This window comes from Bdellovibrio sp. BIS2 (assembly GCF_055398295.1).
In genome coordinates this window covers 2,608,047-2,623,654 of sequence record NZ_AP035879.1, presented here as the reverse complement: position 1 = coordinate 2,623,654, position 15,608 = coordinate 2,608,047, and the positions used below count along the sequence as shown (strand labels likewise).

The following is a 15,608-nucleotide window of genomic DNA, read 5'->3' as shown; positions in this document are numbered from 1 at the left end:
TCGAAGATTTCTTGGTAAAAGAAGCATTTGCCGCCAAAGGTGTGTGAATATTCACGGACAAACTGATTCCCCGAGGTGGCCGGAAAATCTAAAATGGAACCATGAAATCACTGCTGGGAATTATTCTATTTCTGTGTTTGTTCACGTTAAACGCTTTCGCGTTAGAACCGGCAATCAACATCGTCACTTATCATCCGCTGGGGTTTCGGGTGGATGACACCGAGCAAGGACAGCGGGTGCGTCGCCTGCTGGAAAAGATTCAGCAGTTGGGCGTCAAGGTTCTGATATTGAATGTCCGGGGACACATGATCACTGGAAAGGGCAGCGAGATCAACTCGGTGATTCCCGAATCCCTGCGCCCGGAGGAAGAGTTTCACATTCGCGCTTTAGCAGCTTACGCAAAACAAATGGGAATGGAGGTGGCTTTCAGACCCATATTGTTGGTCGTAGGACCGAAGGGGGAATTTCCTTACACCGAAAAAGGGGTCACTTGGTGGCATGGCAATATCGAGCCCAAAGATCCGGTCAGTTGGTTTAATAATTACTTCAAGTTTCATGAACGTTATATGATGTTAGCTGCCAGTGTCGGAGCTAAATGGTATTCGGTGGGCGCGGAAATGCATTCCATGACTTCCGGGTTGGGCAGTCGAAAGCCCAAGTGGCGATTTGGTTTTCCGGATAAATGGGTGACTTTTGTTAATGCCGCCAAAGAACGCCTGCATCCCCACGGCGTCGCTGTCACCTACGGAGCCAACTTCACCGATCAGTTCGTTCTGGAAAACGCCAAACGCACCTGGGGTGGGGAGCTGGAACAATGGCGCCATGATATCACCTTTAAACCCAAGAGCAGCAAAGAGACTCTTCATCAGAACAACATGCGTGAACTGTGGCGGTCTTTGGATTTTCTGGGTTTGGATTTTTATCGTTCTTTGGGAAAGAAAACGTCAAAGTATCCTGAAGCCTTCGAGGATCTGGCCAATCATTTGACGGTCCAGACGCGGGGGTTCGCCCAGCAAATTCAAAAAAGTGTTGAGCAGATCGCTCAGGCCACCGGCGTATCCAAAGAAGTCGGGTTGCAGGAAGTCGGCTATCGCAGTGTGGAAAAGTGTTTTGTTTCTCCTTATCACTATGAAGGGGGCACCGAGCCTATCAACTACATGCACCAGGCCGCCGCGTGGGAGGCTTTGCTGCGGGCCTCTGCAGAGTTTGGCCTTTACGGTGTCGGTATATGGCAGGTGCTGGTGGATGAAGACACGGACTTGCTGGAAAACCGGGGTTTTTCACCCTTGGGAAAACAACCCGTCAGTGAAGTCTTTCGTCGTCACTTTATAATTCAGTGATTCCAGTCGGCCAAAATACTCCAAGCCCGGCGATCCTCGATCTGGCTGTGATCATAGACATCGATTCCATAACCCAGGTCACGAATGGCCCACAGGGTTCGCTGGAACTCTTGCAGGGTCGGTTGCACCATGCTGTCCTGACCATACCAAGGTGAAATCTCAACATGCAGAATTGGCAGACTGCGACCGGCGACAAAACGGACAAAGTCCAACGAGGCTCGACGGGTCCATTCGGGAGTAAAAACAGCGCCGCCGTATTCTCCGGCCCATTGCTGCCATAAAAATTCGCCGACAATGATGTCGATCTTTTCAAGGCCCTGCAGATTTAAAACACTGTCAAAATCAAAACCCACTTGATCGCGGATTTGTTCAGAACTCATCAGGCGCCCGTTGGCATGGGCGGGCCAGGTATGCACCACTGCCGAGAGGATACCGTGTTCATGGGCCACTTTGGACATGATAGCCACAAGATCCGTTAAACCCTGAGCTCGGAATTTCAGCCAGGTCCCGTCACCAAGGAGCGCTTGAGGATAACGTCGTTTGAATTCGGCATTTGCGGCTGGGTTGTAGTCGGGCTCAGCCGTCCAGAAGCAGTCCACAGTGGGTTCAACGGCTTCGATCGCGTGCAGGTCCGGAAACTTCTGCAACAGATCGTGAACGTAGCCTTTGAACCACGCGCGATAGGCGGGATGCCAAGCGGAAAGATGGTGCGTGCGGGCGAAGGGCTTGTAATCAAGGCCATTGCGCATTTTGGAACGCCAGTCGGGATGCTCTTCCCAGAGTTTCTTAAAGTCATTGACGGGAATGACGGCAACGACTTTCAAACCTTGTGCGCGGGCGGTGTTATAGACCTCCAGAAAAACATTGTCTTCACCCAGATGTTCTTCAACTTCGGTGAAAGGATAAGTGGTGCGATAAAAGGACCCATGCAGGGGGCTGTAAGCATATAAAAACAGTGTGTTGGCGCCGGCATGTTGGGCCTGACTCACCACACGTCGGGCGATCGCCTCAATGGTCAGATTCGGATAAAGGCGGCTGAAGTAAGCCGGATCCACGCGCAAGCCCCGCATCGAAACATTTTGGGCGGAGGCGCTGAGAGCACTCAGGCCTACGAGCAAAGCTGTCAAAAGGGAGGCAAGGATTTTCATGTTTCACCTTAAAGTTTGTCGGCCAAAACTTCGAGAATGCGTTCTGAGGCTTTCCCGTCACCAAATGGATTTTTGGCCTGAGACATGCGCTCAAAGATTTCAGGCGTATCCAGCACCTGGGTTGCGGTGTCGTAGAAAGCCTTTTCCTGCAGGGGAATCAGCATCGAGGTGCCAGCCGCAATGGCTTCGGGCCGTTCGGTCTTTTCCCGCGCCACCAGAATGGGTTTTCCCAAAGATGGAGCTTCTTCCTGAACGCCGCCAGAGTCCGTGATGATCTTGTGGGCTTTTTCCATCAGATACACAAACGGGACATAGTCGATCGGTTCGCACAACCAGATTTTGCTTTCGCCCGGATTTACCGGAAGGCCTTTGTCTATCCACCGGGCCCGATCGCCGAAAATTTTGCGTGCCGAAGCGCGCACCTGCGGATTCATGTGCAGCGGGATCAGAATTTCGACATCCGGCCGTTCTGACAGGGCCACCAGTCCCTTCATGACTTCTTCCATGGGCGCACCAAAAGATTCGCGGCGATGAACCGTGACCAGAATCAGTTTTTTTAAAGGATCCAGGAATGAAAATCTTTCGTTCAATTCCTGATTATAGATATCTGACTTTTGCAGACGTTTGCGCACCTCAAACAAAGTGTCGATCCCAGTGTTACCTGTCACATAGATATCATCTGAAGGATAGTGCTCTTTCAAAAGATTTTCCCGTGAGGTTTCCGTCGGGGCGAAGTGGAACTTCGCCAGCAGGCCCGTGGCCTTGCGATTGAACTCTTCCGGGAACGGAGAGTTGATATCGCCGGAACGAAGTCCGGCTTCCACGTGGATGATCGGAATGCGATGATAGAAGGCGACCAGGCCTGCGATAAAGCAAGTCGTGGTGTCACCTTGGACCAGAATTCCATCCACCTTGTGATTCGACAGATAGTCATGCAGACCCTTCATCACGGATGTTGAAATGTCTGCAAGGCTTTGCCCTGGTCTCATCAAATCCAAATCGAAGTCCGGCTCGATCTGAAAGAAGTTCAGAAGAGGTCTAAGCATTTCCCGGTGTTGCCCGGTTGAGCCAACGATCACACGAAAGCGTGGATCGCGTTTGGCTTGCAGAATCAGCGGGGCCAGTTTCACAGCTTCAGGTCTTGTTCCAAATACGACGAGTAGTGTTTTCATGCGTTCAACCGTAGTGGCGCAGATTATTCGTTGGCAACTCCTATATACTTACAAGAGTTTAACTCTTCATTGTCGCGAAATTCATTTACCGTCTACTTCCCACGAACTCTTTGCGAAGGAATTGCGGATGACGTTTCGTTATATATGTTCACTTATTGTAATTGCATCTCTTTGTTGTGCATCTGCAAACGCCGATGAAGCTACGGATGTACTGGCTGAAAAAATGGTGATGAGTGCGAAGCCTGCCCCAAAGGGCTTTGTCGAGCTGTATTCCGAGAGCAGTTATTTCTATGACTACGACGTCGTCACCGACACACGCCTTCGCTATTACCATCCGGTCGCCGAGATTCTTTCGGCGAAGATCGCGGCCTATCTGGGAGCCAATGTTCAGTATCAGTCCTCGGGCGCAAAAGCGAAGTACTATGACAACACGGTGAATCCTCATCTGGGATTGCAGCTTCGTCCGGTCGAGTGGGCAAGCATCGGGGCCCAGGTGGGCTATCGCACGGTGATCGGCAATGACGAACAGCCCGCGGCGACGACGTGGGATCCACGCATGGTGGCTGCGGCAGGATATTTCTTTAATTGGCCGGTTCCCAAAGTTTTCACGGATGTTTATGGTGAGGCGTCCTATGTCCCACGTCTTTCCTCAACGCCAGTGTCAATTGCCTGGGTGAAGCAGGGCTATCGCTGGTCCCCTTTGAGCAAACTTAAAGTGGATGCCTATGGAGAGTTCTATGCGCGCGAAAGCCGCAGTGCGGATCTGGGCCCCACCATGACAGAGTGGCGTATCGGCGGGCGCACTGGATGGTTTGAAAACTCCTGGAATATGTCGGCGTTGATTTTCCATCCCCTGGAAAAACACACTCATAGTGGCGAGCTCGAGGGTTTGCTGGTCGTCGGGGGAATCTTCTGATGCAGTGGACTTGGGAATATCATGATGCTTTTTCTGTCTTGACGTGGCTAGTGGTGGTCGCGACAGCGGTGTTTATTCTGGATGATCTTTTTATTGATCTGGTGGCTTTGGTTCGCAGACTGAAGCCCGGGCGGCTTGATCAGTCGGATTTGCAGGTGATGAAGGCGATTGAACAAAAGAACATCGCCATCATGATCGCCAATTGGAAAGAGGCCGAAGTCATTGGCCCGATGATCCGCGGAAATGTGCAGGGAATTGAATATCAGAATTATAAGTTCTTTCTGGGTGTTTACCCCAACGACACCGCGACATGGGAAGAGGCCCGTAAACTTGAGCGCCTGTTTCCGGATAAAGTTGTCGTAGTTGTAAACACCCAGGCGGGACCGACCTCCAAAGGTCAAATGTTGAACGAGATCGCCCGGCAGATTCTTCAGTCCGAGAAGGTGACCGGGCAGGCAATGGATTTGTTCCTGCTTCAGGACTCAGAGGATGTCTTGCATCCGCACGCGTTTACCCTGATGAACTATCATAGCCGCGAGGCGGACTTCATTCAGATACCGGTGTTTTCTTTTGATGTGCCTAAGTCATCCTTGGTCGGGGGAATCTATATTGATGAATTCAGCGAATCGCACACGAAGGATCTTTTGGTGCGCCAAGAGCTGGGAGCGGCGATCCCGTCCGCCGGAGTCGGGACTTGCATGGCGCGAAACCTGGTCATGGGTATGATGGCGCGGCAGAACGGGCAGCTTTTAAAAGAAGATACTTTGACTGAAGACTATCACTTGGGAATTATCGCCAAACCCATGGGCTTTAAAAGTCGGTTCGTTTGTGCTGAATGGGTGAAGTCAGATGGGCAGAAAGAATTCATAGCCACCCGGGAATACTTTCCCCATCACTTTATGGCCAGCGTCCGGCAAAAATCCCGTTGGACCCTGGGGATCGCCTATCAGGGCTTTCACAATCTTCAGTGGAGCGGATCTTTGATAGACAAGTATTTCCTGCTGCGCGATCGGAAGGGTCCGGCTAACAGCATTCTGGTTGTATTGTCGATTCTGATATTGTTGGGGATGCTGGCCCTGCGTCTGCAAGGGGAGGCGATGCCAAGTCTGCTGCAAAGTCCGTTTTTTTCGGCCCTGTTGATGTTTAATGCGGTGGCCATGGGTCTTCGCATTGTGCAAAGAATGCGTGCGGTGCTACGGGTGAACGATTTCAGTCAGGCCCTGATGGTGCCGGTGCGCTGGGTGCTGGCAAATGTTGTCAATCTTTTGGCGTCACTGAAAGCTCACCGCATGTTCAAACAAAGTCAAAAAACCGGCGAGCGCCCGGTGTGGATCAAAACCGAACACAAGATGCCGGCTCACTTTGGTGTGGAAGGTGGGGCACCGATGCCATCAGCCCCCATGGCGGATGTTGAACTGGGTTGATCAGTTTAAAAGGCCGTCGATGATATCGGCGGTTTTTTTCTGACTGGAAGTCAGGAAACTGACATATTCATCGGTTGGCCGGCTATGAGTGGTGTCTGCCACGGTTTTGGCAATCACAAAAGGAACCTGCGCTTTTTCACAAAGATACGCAATAGAACAAGCCTCCATATCGACCAGCAAAGCATCAGCAAAAGTGCGCTTCAGTAATTCTTTGCGAACCGTTCCGCCGACAAACTCAGATCCCGACAAAACAGTGCCATGATGAACTTTGTAAGGTCCGCCTTTCAGAAGACCGCCGATCTTTTGATTCCATTGCGCTGAAGCTTTGATCTTCAGTGATTTGCGTTTTTCTGGTGGTAAGGATAGATGCAGTTCCCCACTGGCCATGTACTCCAACCCATGATCGGAAGAACAGATGGCGTCGTGCTGGATCACGTCCGTGGCGATGCAAATATCACCCAGCTTCAGTGCAGGGTCGATGGCTCCGCCCAATCCCAGCAGCATGACGACATCGAATTTATAATTGCTTAGAAACGACGTCAGAACTGAACTGGCATTGATGGGGCCGATGCCGGTCTGGGCGATAAGAATTTCTGATTCATTTTTTTGCAGCTTCCACACCGGAACCGCAAAAGGGGCCAAAGAAGTTTCAGACGTTGCTGGCAGGCCCGCAACGTCTTTAAGTTCTTCTTTCATGGCGGTCAGAATCAGAATTTTGACCATTAAGCCTTCTTGACGAACTCGGACTTCAAATTCATGGCGCCAAAGCCATCAATCTTGCACGCGATGTCGTGACCGTCACCACCGGATTGCAAGCGGATGTTTTTCACTTTGGTTCCGACTTTAACAACCGACGAAGAACCTTTGATTTTCAGGTCCTTGATCACCACCACGGTGTCGCCATCCTGAAGAATGTTGCCATTGGCGTCTTTGATAACCCCGTCATCGCTTGCTTCTTCAGCCGGGGCTTCGGCGGCGTGGGCGCTCCATTCGTGGGCGCATTCAGGGCAGACCCACAGGTTGCCGTCTTGATAGATATGTTCGGAATTGCATTTTGGACATTTGGATGCAGTACTCATAGGTCAGTTAAAACATATCAAAGCCGCAGAAGCTAGTACTTCGCGGTGATATTTTTAATCGTTCCGTCTTTGCGCATGGATTCCAAGGCGTTATTCAGGGCCGTGATAACAGATTCAGGAGTGCTGGGGTGAAAGGCCAGCCAGTAATCGGTGGCGTACAAGTAAGCCAGCTTCTTGTATTTGACGTTCCACTTTGCCTCATAGGACTTTTGGCTTCCGGTTGTCACGATGTCCAGGGGGATGCGGCCTTTCCTGAAAGCTTGCATGCGTTCGTCTTCTTCGCGATAGATCGTGATTTTAAAACCGTGCTTTTGCAAAAATTCAATAGGTGCATCGCCATATTGCCCCGCGACCGCATAAGACTTGAAAGTCTTAAAATCCGGGTGGGGCTCGAAGTGTGCGCTTTGCAGGCTTGCCAGATGGACTTCGTCTTTGACAATGGGGCCAACCCATTTAAAAAGCTTTTCACGTTCCTCAGTGCGGGAAGTGGAATAGACAAAGTGTTTTGGCTTTTCCAGAGCGGCTTTATACGCTCGGGCCCAAGGCCAAACGGTGAAAGTGGCTTTCAGCTTCGCGCGTTTAAAGGCTTCTTTCGCGACTTCGGTGGCCGAGCCTTTGACTTCGCCATTTTCCTGATAGTTGAAGGGAACAAAGTCCTCGGTCAACCCCTGATAGACAACCTCCCGGCCCTTGTGGCTGATAAACGGGGATTGAGCCTGCGCGACAGGTGTCGCAAAAAGGGCAGCAGCTAATAAAAACCTGGAAAGCTTCATTTGCTGACGGCTTTAAAACGGGCCAGCGGGGCCATGCGCGCTTTGTTCAAACTGAGATTGTCTCCATCCACGGTGTAGTTATCCACTCCTTGCAGAACTTCGGCGAAATTGTCTTCCGTCGGCATTTTTACGCAGAACTTTTTGGTGGAGGCGAGTTTAGAAATAAAAAGACGCTGCCCCGGAGTTTCTTCATAAGCTCCGGTGAAGCTGTTGCAGCCGTCGCTGCCGTTGACGCGGTTGTCGCCGCCATTGAACTGGATATAGACTTTCTGGGAATCGGCATTTGCGTATTTCACCGGTTGTCCCATCAGTTCGACAAGCTCCCAGCGGATGTCTTTGAAGTTGCCAGCAGGAGCCTGGTTGTTTTGCATGCTGATCTCCTCAGAGGTTGTTTCGCTGTGGGCACAGCCCCACATGGACAGACAGATCAAGGACAACAAGGTGATTTTATTCAAGGCAGATTCCTTTCTGACTCGGTGACATCTTTCATTTCATCGGTGGTGATGTCTTTGGAAAATAAATCCAAAGCTGACTGACCGACCTGTTTTGTATCATAGCGTGTATACCAGCCGACGGCAACGGCCCCGGCTACCGGGATCCAGCGCGAGATGCTTGCCCCCAGCATTCTTTGGGTGACTCGCAGGCCCAGTCTTTCACAGAGTCTTTGCACCATGCGAAGACGGGTTTTACGCAGGACATAGCGCTCACCCACGCGCACGACGATGTCGCGGAAAAGCTGGCTTGCGCCGTGCTTGAACAGACAAAACAACAAGGCTTCTCTGGTCAAAAATCCTGTTTTGCCATGGATGGCCGCAATATCAGAAACCATCTGGGCCTGGATTCTCCAGATCAAAAGCAAATCCGGCAGAATCGTCACCATGCCCAAGGGACCTGGCGGAATTGCCAAAGCGGCCGACACACTGGCGGCGCGCAAAGACGCGGAGTTGATCACTTGCGCTGAATCTTTGACGGGAGTGTTTGATGTTTGATGTGTTGAAGCGGGGATCTGACTGACCAGATCCAAAAGAGAATTGGCAATGCCAACGGCCGAGGATTTTCTTTGTGCCATAGCTCATCCTTCCGTTGAAGTTTGAGTACCTTCCGTAAGGATACGGCAAATTCCACGTAATTGCATCAGAGCTTTGGCAAACAGGCCATAAAATGCCCAAAAAAAGCGCAAGACAGGGCCAATTCGCTTTCAATTGATACTTGGGAATTGAAATCTGAGCAGGGCTCTGCGATGAAATCGCCATGAAGACAATTGTGACAGTTTTTCTTTCTTTGGGGCTGCTTTACGCCGGGGAATGTCGGGCGGCTTTGGGCCTGAATGATCTTTCCATTTTGTTGCCGCTGCCCGAGCGGGCGGATGATTCTGCGCAGTTGTCTCCGGTTTCCAGCGGGGCCCAAGGGGCGCTGCTGTCGTTAAAAACGTTTCAGGGAATCATTCAGCTTGTTCCGGAGCATCCTAATTTTAAAATATGGCGAGATCAGTTGAAGGTGGTGGCCGTCCGTATGGATCCTTGCTTTGTCGAAGGAGAGGGGCCTTTGCCATGCCGTCGCCAGATTCGTCTGGTGTGGCAGCCTGTGATCGAAGATTCGGACGGGGTAACCACCCGGGACGCGGCCATTCACAGTTTCTATGAATTTGATGAGGCGACGTTCGCTGTCCTCTGGAAGGACTGGCAAAGGCTGTCTTCGGGAAAATCCACCGATGCTTTGCAAGTCCATCCGCGCCTGAAGTCTGAAGGGCTGCAGGGACCTTACTGGAAATATTTGCGGGCATTGTTGTTAAAACACTGTGGAGAGAAAAATCTGATTCGCATGACAGCGATGAATGTCATGGCTGATGAGATGCTTTGGATCTTTTCCGGATTTGATATTGTGGATGGCGCCCCGAAAGTCATGAACATTCCACGAGTGCGCGGACAGACTCACGCGGTGACGCAGACGTCTTTTCAGTTTCAGAGTTTCACTGGCGGCATGACACCAAGACCGGAGGTTGCCAGCGGTTCCGATCAGGCCTTTGCTGAGCTGACCAGTGATTCCTATCGCTTTAAAAAATCGTATTCCGAAACCCAGGTGAAAGAGATGCTTTCCACGGTGTTTGAATATGAGAATCCGGAAAAGCACAATCCCGGCACATTGGATTGCGCCAGTTGCCATCTGGCGAATATGGTGCACCAGTGGGGCGAGGCCAACTATAAGCATTTTGACTGGAAGAATGAATTTAAAGCCGTTGCCTTTAAAAGTTCGTGGAATCTAGCCAACACCAGTAGAAATATCGTGCGGCCCAATCAGCTTCGCGCCTTTGGTTATTTTGGCCGTGAGCCGGCAATCTCCCAGCGTGTGATCAATGAAACGGCGGCGACTGCAAATTCGCTGATACGCTAGCGCAATTCCATGTTTTCAGCGGCCCTTTCTGCCAGGGCCGAAATTGTCAGCAGGGGATTTACGCCCACTGCGGTTGGAATCACTGAGCCATCCATCACAAAAAGTCCGGGATAGAGCGAACCATTTTTATGAAACACCTGTCCCAGGTGATTGACGACACCGGTTTGAACCGAGTCACCCATGCCGCAGCCCCCAAGGGGATGAACGGTGATAAGATTGTTTCCACCTAAAAGGGTTGATCGCGGATTTTTGACGTAGGTGGCGTCATTGACGGCGACATGCTGTTTTATTTTGGCGATCATTCGTTTGAATATCGGATCTTGTTGCACTCCCGGCCAGTGAACCACCGCGCGATTGGCGTGATCCAGTTGCAGGCGGCCTTCCGCCCGGTCATGCCCCATTCCAAAGTACACCATGGAATGATTCAGTGAACCTTTTTCCAGATCCTTGCTGTTGATAAAATCAATCCAGGCCCGATAGATTTTTGACGGCGATGTCTGGGCTTTGACGAAAGTGGTCAGGCGTCTTGCCAGTTGAACAAGGGCCCCGGGGATGTTGCCTTCTTCAATCAGATATCGTTCAAAGATATTTTTGCGCTGGCGGTATTCGGCGATCCCATAGATGGTCGCTCCAGAAATCATATCCGGGCGATAGATGCGGGCGGTGCTGTTTCCCAGCATATCGGTGGCTTGGCGTCCATTGAAGCCCAGGCCCAGCAAGTCGCCATTGCCTGAGAAATGCTGCCCCAGCAAAGGTGAGAGCTGCAGGTGCCCCCATTTCTGCGATCGCATCAGAATCTGATTTGAGCCCATGGTGCCTGCAGAAATAATCACGTTGCGGGCTTCAATGCTGAAAGGGTGTTTGTCCTGCCCTTGGATGCGCGTGCCCCGGACCAGATAGTTTCCCTGACGATTTTGTTCGATATGACTGACTTGCATCTGGGTGAAGATGCGCGCGCCATTTTTCTTGGCCAGGGGCAGATAGTTCATATTCAGCGTGTTCTTGGCCCCCGTGTTACATCCTGTGCTGCAGTTTCCACACATGTGACATTTGGGCTGGCGATCCCCCAAAGGTGTTTTATGACTGCCATGAATGTTGACGGCGATGTGGGCCCAATGAAAAGGGTCGCCCAGTTGATCGGTGCTGTTTTTGAGGTTGTTGGCTTTTTGAATGCGCATGCGGGCGGGGTCGTAAGACTGGGCGTTCAACATGCTTTCCACGCGGCGATAGTAGCTTTCAAACTGACCTTTGAGAGCGGCTTTTTTGATTTCTTCTGGCCAGCCCTGTTTTTTGAACATGTCGCGGTCCGGAGCAATCACAACTCCGGCATTGATCAGTGAAGTTCCCCCAAGTCCGCTGCCGCACATGACGTCGATGTCGCGATGGGTGTGATAGGAGTAAAGTCCCAGGGGGTGGCTTTCGCAGTACAGGTTTGATTTCATCTGCTGAAATGTTTCCGGGAATTCGCCGGGGACCCATTCACGGCCCCGCTCGAAGAGAGCGACCTGGTGATGCCGGCTTAAACGCGCGGCCATCACGGAGCCTCCGTACCCTGACCCAATGATCAAAACTTCATAGAAGTTTTCAAGCTCGGCGGGAGAGTCAGCCAAGCGCGTATAGTTCATGGTCAGATGGACGTTTTGGGTTTTGGGTTCCGCGGCCGCTTGTTCGCTGCGGAAAAATCCCAGTGCACTGGCGGCAAGAGATGACTTCAGAAAGGATCGTCGTGAAAATTTGGATTTCACCCGGGGCCCCCTTTTGAAATCAGGGTAGGGGCGGTCGGGACTGTTGGGAATGGTGGTTTTGGATTCCTGCCAACTGTCACCGGTAACGGGTCCAGTTGGTTGTCAGGACTCAATTACTGCAAAAAGTTTTGCGACAGTTTCTGACGGAAGATCTGCAAGGCCTGACTGTAATCGCCCAGATCTTTGATCACCGTGTGAGCGTGGTCTTTGGAGGGTTCCACGAACTGGTTGTGCATGGGGCGCACTTGCAGTTCAAACTGCTTGCGAACCCCTTCCGGAGTTCTACCGCGTTCATGCACGTCACGTTTCAGACGGCGTTCAAAGCGCAGTTCCTCCGGGGTGTCAAAGAAGATGGCTTCATCCAGTTCCATGCGGACTTCCTGCGAGTGCAGAATCAAAATGCCGTCGATGATGATGACTTTCTTGGGTTCGCCCAGCAGGGTTTCTTTTTTACGGGAGTGGGTGACAAAATCATAGATCGGGATGTTCAGCCTTTGACCGGATTTCAGGGCGCGCAACCCTTCGGCCAAAAGACCGAAATCCAGACTGGAAGGATGATCGAAGTTCACCGAACCACCGTCGCCGTCAAACTTCGCTGATTGATCGATATAGTAATTGTCCTGATAGATGATAGAGCAGTTGTCTTCGCCCAGTAGCTGTTGCAACTCTTTGGCGAAGTGGGTTTTTCCGGAACCACTGCCGCCAGCGACACCGATGATGTGAGGTCTTAACATAGCTCATCCCCTGTGATCCGGGCAGTTTCCATATTCACAGGGGGAATATCAACTGCGCCGGGCAGGGGATGAAGTAATTGCCGGACTGTCCAGAAAGTGGACAGGGCAAAATCTAATAGATCAGCTCCATGGGAACATTGGCATTCATAGGTGTGTTTACGCCCAGTTCGCCTTGCAGGCCTTCACCCCAGCATGCCACGCGACTGGATGTTGTGGCGCAGGTGGTGCCGGATCCGGTAGAGACCTGGGTTGGAGTTCCCCACGCCGATGGCATCGATACCGGAGTCGGTATTGATTGATCTCCCGCCGCGCCACCAAGACCCAGACGACCGTTCGAATTCAGTCCCCAGCATTTGACCAGGCCGTCACCGATGCCGCAGGCCATTTGCTCGCCCACGGAGATCGAGGTGTAGGTGGTTGCCACGTCCACATTCGCGGGCGTTGTGACATTGTTTCCATTGGTTCCGTTTCCGACGTTACCGAAGCTGTTTTCTCCCCAGCACTTCAATGCATTGGAGGTCGTGATCCCGCAGGTGCTCGTGGACCCTGCGGAGACAGTGGCATATTGAACTCCTGAGTCAATCAGCACCGGGGAAAGAGACGACGTCGTCGAACCATTCCCCAGTTTTCCACCCAGATTATTACCCCAGCATTTCAACTGGTCAGCCGTGGTGATGGCGCAAGTGTGGGAGGCGGCGGCAGAAACAAATCGGTAGTTGGTGCCGGCATCAACTGTAACCGGAGTGCTGCGATAGGTGGTCGTTCCGTCGCCGAGTTGACCCGCGCTGTTGGAGCCCCAGCACTTCAAGACATTCGAATTCGTGATCGCACAGGCATGCATATTTCCGACGGACATTTGCATATAGTAATCACCACCTGCCAATGCTTCGGGATAGGTGACCGTTGCCGTCGTGCCGTTACCGACCTGCCCTTGAGCATTCTGGCCCCAGCACTTGATATCGCCGGCCATAGAAAGACCGCAGGCAAAATCCGCGCCCATTTTAATGTAGCTCCAGTCAGCCCCGGCTGGGTTCACATAGGCGGGAATATTGGAGGGCCCATTCAGGATGCGCCCGCCGTTGTTGTTACCCCAGCAGAAGGTTCCATAAGGAACTTTCGCGCAGGCTCCGTTGAATGCTGACACGTTGATGTTTTCGGCCCCCATCGCCAGAGGACCACGAACATTGATGTTGTAAACGCCGCTGGTCAGACCTGGCGCCGTCGCACTGAGTGGCAAGGAAACAGGTTGCATGGTTTTTATATAGAACGGCAAAGAGTACTGGCCGCCGAACAAAGTCATGTTGGGGCTGGCAGAGGTCATACAAGAGCTCTCGGTGTAGAACTCGGTATTACCCGGACTCAAGGTCACAGGCATCTGCGATGGGGCCATAACGGCTGTGTGCTGAGAGTTGACCAAAACAGCTTCGTAAGCGGAATTGTAACACTGACCACGTCTTGGTCCATCGCGGTGTCCGCGCACTTCAAAGCCCCAAGGCACGTTGGTGCCCCCACCGCGATAAACGGATTGGGTCAAAGACAGATATCCTGAACCGGACATGGTCAGGGAATTTTGCCCTTGGGCTCCGGTCATTTTTAGGAAAACATTTGTGCCATAGGTATGAGCTGCAATTGTCGCCGCTGTGATCGCTGTCGTACAATTGGAATCACTGTAAACGGTCAGTCCGCTGGAAGGTGCCAGTGTGATTGTGGCCGGCAAAGAGCTGTATTCATCAGTCCCGGTGACATAACGACGTTTGATGGTAAATGGATAACAAAGGTCCGGCAGGATGGACCGTGCGCCGACTAGGTCAAAGCCTTTGTCGCCAGAGCCGACATTTTGGAAGTTCGCCGTGGGAGTGCTGAGCACGGCAGAAGAGGACACAATCGACGTGGCGATCAGCAAAGCTCCGGGCGTATCGGGTGCTTTCACCACAATATCTTTGAAGGACTGACCGGCAGGGATCACCGCTGTACCGTAGGCGCCGACGTTTTGCTGACATTCATTGAAGGAAGGATAGATTTCCAACGGAGCACCATTGGCGGAAACCGAGAAGACAGTGTCGGTGGCCAATGAGCCATGGCGGTTTTGAGCATCACGCAGGGCCACGCCGAAGCTGCTGCAAGAGTAAGTCGTCAGCGTGTTGGGCGGGAAGTAGTCTTTTTGAATTGCCAGGATTGTGGGGATGACGCTGCCGCCTCCACCGGGGCCGTCGTCAGGGAAGTCCGGGCCGTCACAGGAATCAAACCACTTCTCGGGATCGAAAGTGATGTCGATGTCGATTTTCTTTTCTTCGCCAGCGACCAAAAGCAGCTTGCCGACTTCACCCAAAATATAGGGTTGGGATAAAGCATCGCCGGGACCGGAAGTGCCCTTAAAATCTTTGCAGGTGCCTTCCGGAGCATAGAATCCAACCACAGTGATCACACGGTCTTTCCCGGAGGTGACGTCCATGGAGATAGAGCCTCCGGCTGGAACTCCGCCCACCCATTCGCCAATAAATTTCGGAGTCATGCTGCCATCGTCACGAGTGCAGACGTTTCTTCTCATGGCAGCTTCTGGCCCGCTGGCGCCAATGATGTAACAGTTAATCGGGCGATCCCCGGTGAAACCTGTGGGCACGGGTCGGGTGCTTCCACTGCTGGTCATGGCTTCGACTTTGGAGGAAAGGGTTTGTGTGCTGGGGAAGGTGATCTTCACCTTGGACGATTCATCCAAAGAAAGGCGATCGCACGCCGTCAGCGCCCAAAGAGCCATAATCAGAATAACATGATGTTTTTTCATACTGATCTTGTCGGCTTTTTGTCAGGGGCTCTAAATACTGAAAATCACGTCCCACTTTCAGGCACTCTGCAAAGTCTCTGAATGGGTCTGGGAAATTTCAGAAC

The 15,608-nt window shown here is 52.1% G+C and carries 14 protein-coding genes; 4 read left to right on the top strand and 10 right to left on the bottom strand.

The window, feature by feature from the left end:
• The first annotated feature begins 101 nt into the window (after positions 1 to 101).
• Positions 102 to 1,340, top strand: coding sequence for a glycoside hydrolase family 113 (locus ACZ520_RS12495; RefSeq protein WP_464125842.1), 1,239 nt, complete (start codon positions 102 to 104; stop codon positions 1,338 to 1,340).
• On the opposite strand, the gene ACZ520_RS12490 is transcribed toward ACZ520_RS12495, so the two are convergent.
• Both ACZ520_RS12490 and wecB read right to left on the bottom strand, forming a co-directional pair.
• Positions 1,334 to 2,488, bottom strand: a complete 1,155-nt coding sequence (locus tag ACZ520_RS12490) for an alpha-amylase family protein (protein ID WP_464125840.1) — start codon at positions 2,486 to 2,488, stop codon at positions 1,334 to 1,336. The genes ACZ520_RS12495 and ACZ520_RS12490 overlap by 7 nt on opposite strands.
• An 8-nt stretch (positions 2,489 to 2,496) precedes the next feature.
• Positions 2,497 to 3,660, bottom strand: coding sequence for a non-hydrolyzing UDP-N-acetylglucosamine 2-epimerase (gene wecB, locus ACZ520_RS12485; protein WP_416480314.1), 1,164 nt, complete (start codon positions 3,658 to 3,660; stop codon positions 2,497 to 2,499).
• A gap of 127 nt (positions 3,661 to 3,787) precedes the next feature.
• Between wecB and ACZ520_RS12480 the strand changes: the two genes are divergently transcribed.
• Complete coding sequence (locus ACZ520_RS12480) at positions 3,788 to 4,576, top strand: hypothetical protein (protein WP_157678740.1); 789 nt, start codon at positions 3,788 to 3,790, stop codon at positions 4,574 to 4,576.
• On the top strand, positions 4,576 to 6,000 hold the full coding sequence (locus tag ACZ520_RS12475) for a glycosyltransferase (RefSeq protein WP_464125837.1): 1,425 nt from the start codon (positions 4,576 to 4,578) through the stop codon (positions 5,998 to 6,000). Before ACZ520_RS12480 ends, ACZ520_RS12475 begins: the two co-directional genes overlap by 1 nt.
• Here ACZ520_RS12475 and mtnN read toward each other — a convergent pair whose 3' ends face one another.
• From mtnN to ACZ520_RS12450, 5 genes are read right to left on the bottom strand one after another with little or no spacing between them, the layout of a single operon-like run.
• The gene (mtnN, locus tag ACZ520_RS12470) at positions 6,001 to 6,723 is read right to left on the bottom strand and encodes a 5'-methylthioadenosine/S-adenosylhomocysteine nucleosidase (protein WP_464125835.1); all 723 of its coding nucleotides are present in this window, start codon (positions 6,721 to 6,723) and stop codon (positions 6,001 to 6,003) included.
• A complete protein-coding gene (locus ACZ520_RS12465) occupies positions 6,723 to 7,079 on the bottom strand; it encodes a zinc ribbon domain-containing protein YjdM (RefSeq protein WP_464125833.1) in 357 nt (118 codons plus the stop codon). Before ACZ520_RS12465 ends, mtnN begins: the two co-directional genes overlap by 1 nt.
• Positions 7,080 to 7,111: 32 nt before the next feature.
• Entirely contained in the window at positions 7,112 to 7,852 is a 741-nt protein-coding gene (locus tag ACZ520_RS12460; RefSeq protein WP_417868695.1) for a substrate-binding periplasmic protein, read from the bottom strand.
• Positions 7,849 to 8,307 (bottom strand): META domain-containing protein, encoded by a 459-nt coding sequence (locus tag ACZ520_RS12455; RefSeq protein WP_417868693.1) that lies wholly within the window; start codon positions 8,305 to 8,307, stop codon positions 7,849 to 7,851. Before ACZ520_RS12455 ends, ACZ520_RS12460 begins: the two co-directional genes overlap by 4 nt.
• Positions 8,304 to 8,921 carry a hypothetical protein gene (locus ACZ520_RS12450; RefSeq protein WP_464125830.1) on the bottom strand — a complete coding sequence of 206 codons (618 nt, stop codon included), beginning with the start codon at positions 8,919 to 8,921 and terminating at the stop codon, positions 8,304 to 8,306. The genes ACZ520_RS12455 and ACZ520_RS12450 overlap by 4 nt, the downstream gene beginning before the upstream one ends.
• Positions 8,922 to 9,103: 182 nt before the next feature.
• Here ACZ520_RS12450 and ACZ520_RS12445 point away from each other — a divergent pair, with 182 nt between their 5' ends.
• Positions 9,104 to 10,243 (top strand): hypothetical protein, encoded by a 1,140-nt coding sequence (locus ACZ520_RS12445; protein WP_464125828.1) that lies wholly within the window; start codon positions 9,104 to 9,106, stop codon positions 10,241 to 10,243.
• On the opposite strand, the gene ACZ520_RS12440 is transcribed toward ACZ520_RS12445, so the two are convergent.
• The 3 genes from ACZ520_RS12440 to ACZ520_RS12430 form a co-directional block, all read right to left on the bottom strand.
• Entirely contained in the window at positions 10,240 to 11,988 is a 1,749-nt protein-coding gene (locus tag ACZ520_RS12440) for a GMC family oxidoreductase N-terminal domain-containing protein (protein ID WP_464125826.1), read from the bottom strand. The two genes, ACZ520_RS12445 and ACZ520_RS12440, sit on opposite strands and share 4 nt — an antisense overlap.
• A 113-nt stretch (positions 11,989 to 12,101) precedes the next feature.
• Positions 12,102 to 12,722 carry a uridine kinase gene (gene udk, locus ACZ520_RS12435; protein ID WP_464125824.1) on the bottom strand — a complete coding sequence of 207 codons (621 nt, stop codon included), beginning with the start codon at positions 12,720 to 12,722 and terminating at the stop codon, positions 12,102 to 12,104.
• 112 nt (positions 12,723 to 12,834) lie between these two features.
• Positions 12,835 to 15,504, bottom strand: coding sequence for an RCC1 domain-containing protein (locus tag ACZ520_RS12430; protein WP_464125822.1), 2,670 nt, complete (start codon positions 15,502 to 15,504; stop codon positions 12,835 to 12,837).
• Positions 15,505 to 15,608: the final 104 nt, after the last annotated feature.

Coding starts and splice junctions, on each gene's coding strand:
- ACZ520_RS12430 (WP_464125822.1), bottom strand. CDS start 15,504: ATGAAAAAACATCATGTTATTCTGATTATGGCTCTTTGGGCGCTGACG.
- ACZ520_RS12465 (WP_464125833.1), bottom strand. CDS start 7,079: ATGAGTACTGCATCCAAATGTCCAAAATGCAATTCCGAACATATCTAT.
- ACZ520_RS12490 (WP_464125840.1), bottom strand. CDS start 2,488: ATGAAAATCCTTGCCTCCCTTTTGACAGCTTTGCTCGTAGGCCTGAGT.
- udk (WP_464125824.1), bottom strand. CDS start 12,722: ATGTTAAGACCTCACATCATCGGTGTCGCTGGCGGCAGTGGTTCCGGA.
- ACZ520_RS12495 (WP_464125842.1), top strand. CDS start 102: ATGAAATCACTGCTGGGAATTATTCTATTTCTGTGTTTGTTCACGTTA.
- ACZ520_RS12475 (WP_464125837.1), top strand. CDS start 4,576: ATGCAGTGGACTTGGGAATATCATGATGCTTTTTCTGTCTTGACGTGG.
- ACZ520_RS12450 (WP_464125830.1), bottom strand. CDS start 8,921: ATGGCACAAAGAAAATCCTCGGCCGTTGGCATTGCCAATTCTCTTTTG.
- mtnN (WP_464125835.1), bottom strand. CDS start 6,723: ATGGTCAAAATTCTGATTCTGACCGCCATGAAAGAAGAACTTAAAGAC.
- ACZ520_RS12460 (WP_417868695.1), bottom strand. CDS start 7,852: ATGAAGCTTTCCAGGTTTTTATTAGCTGCTGCCCTTTTTGCGACACCT.
- wecB (WP_416480314.1), bottom strand. CDS start 3,660: ATGAAAACACTACTCGTCGTATTTGGAACAAGACCTGAAGCTGTGAAA.
- ACZ520_RS12480 (WP_157678740.1), top strand. CDS start 3,788: ATGACGTTTCGTTATATATGTTCACTTATTGTAATTGCATCTCTTTGT.
- ACZ520_RS12445 (WP_464125828.1), top strand. CDS start 9,104: ATGAAGACAATTGTGACAGTTTTTCTTTCTTTGGGGCTGCTTTACGCC.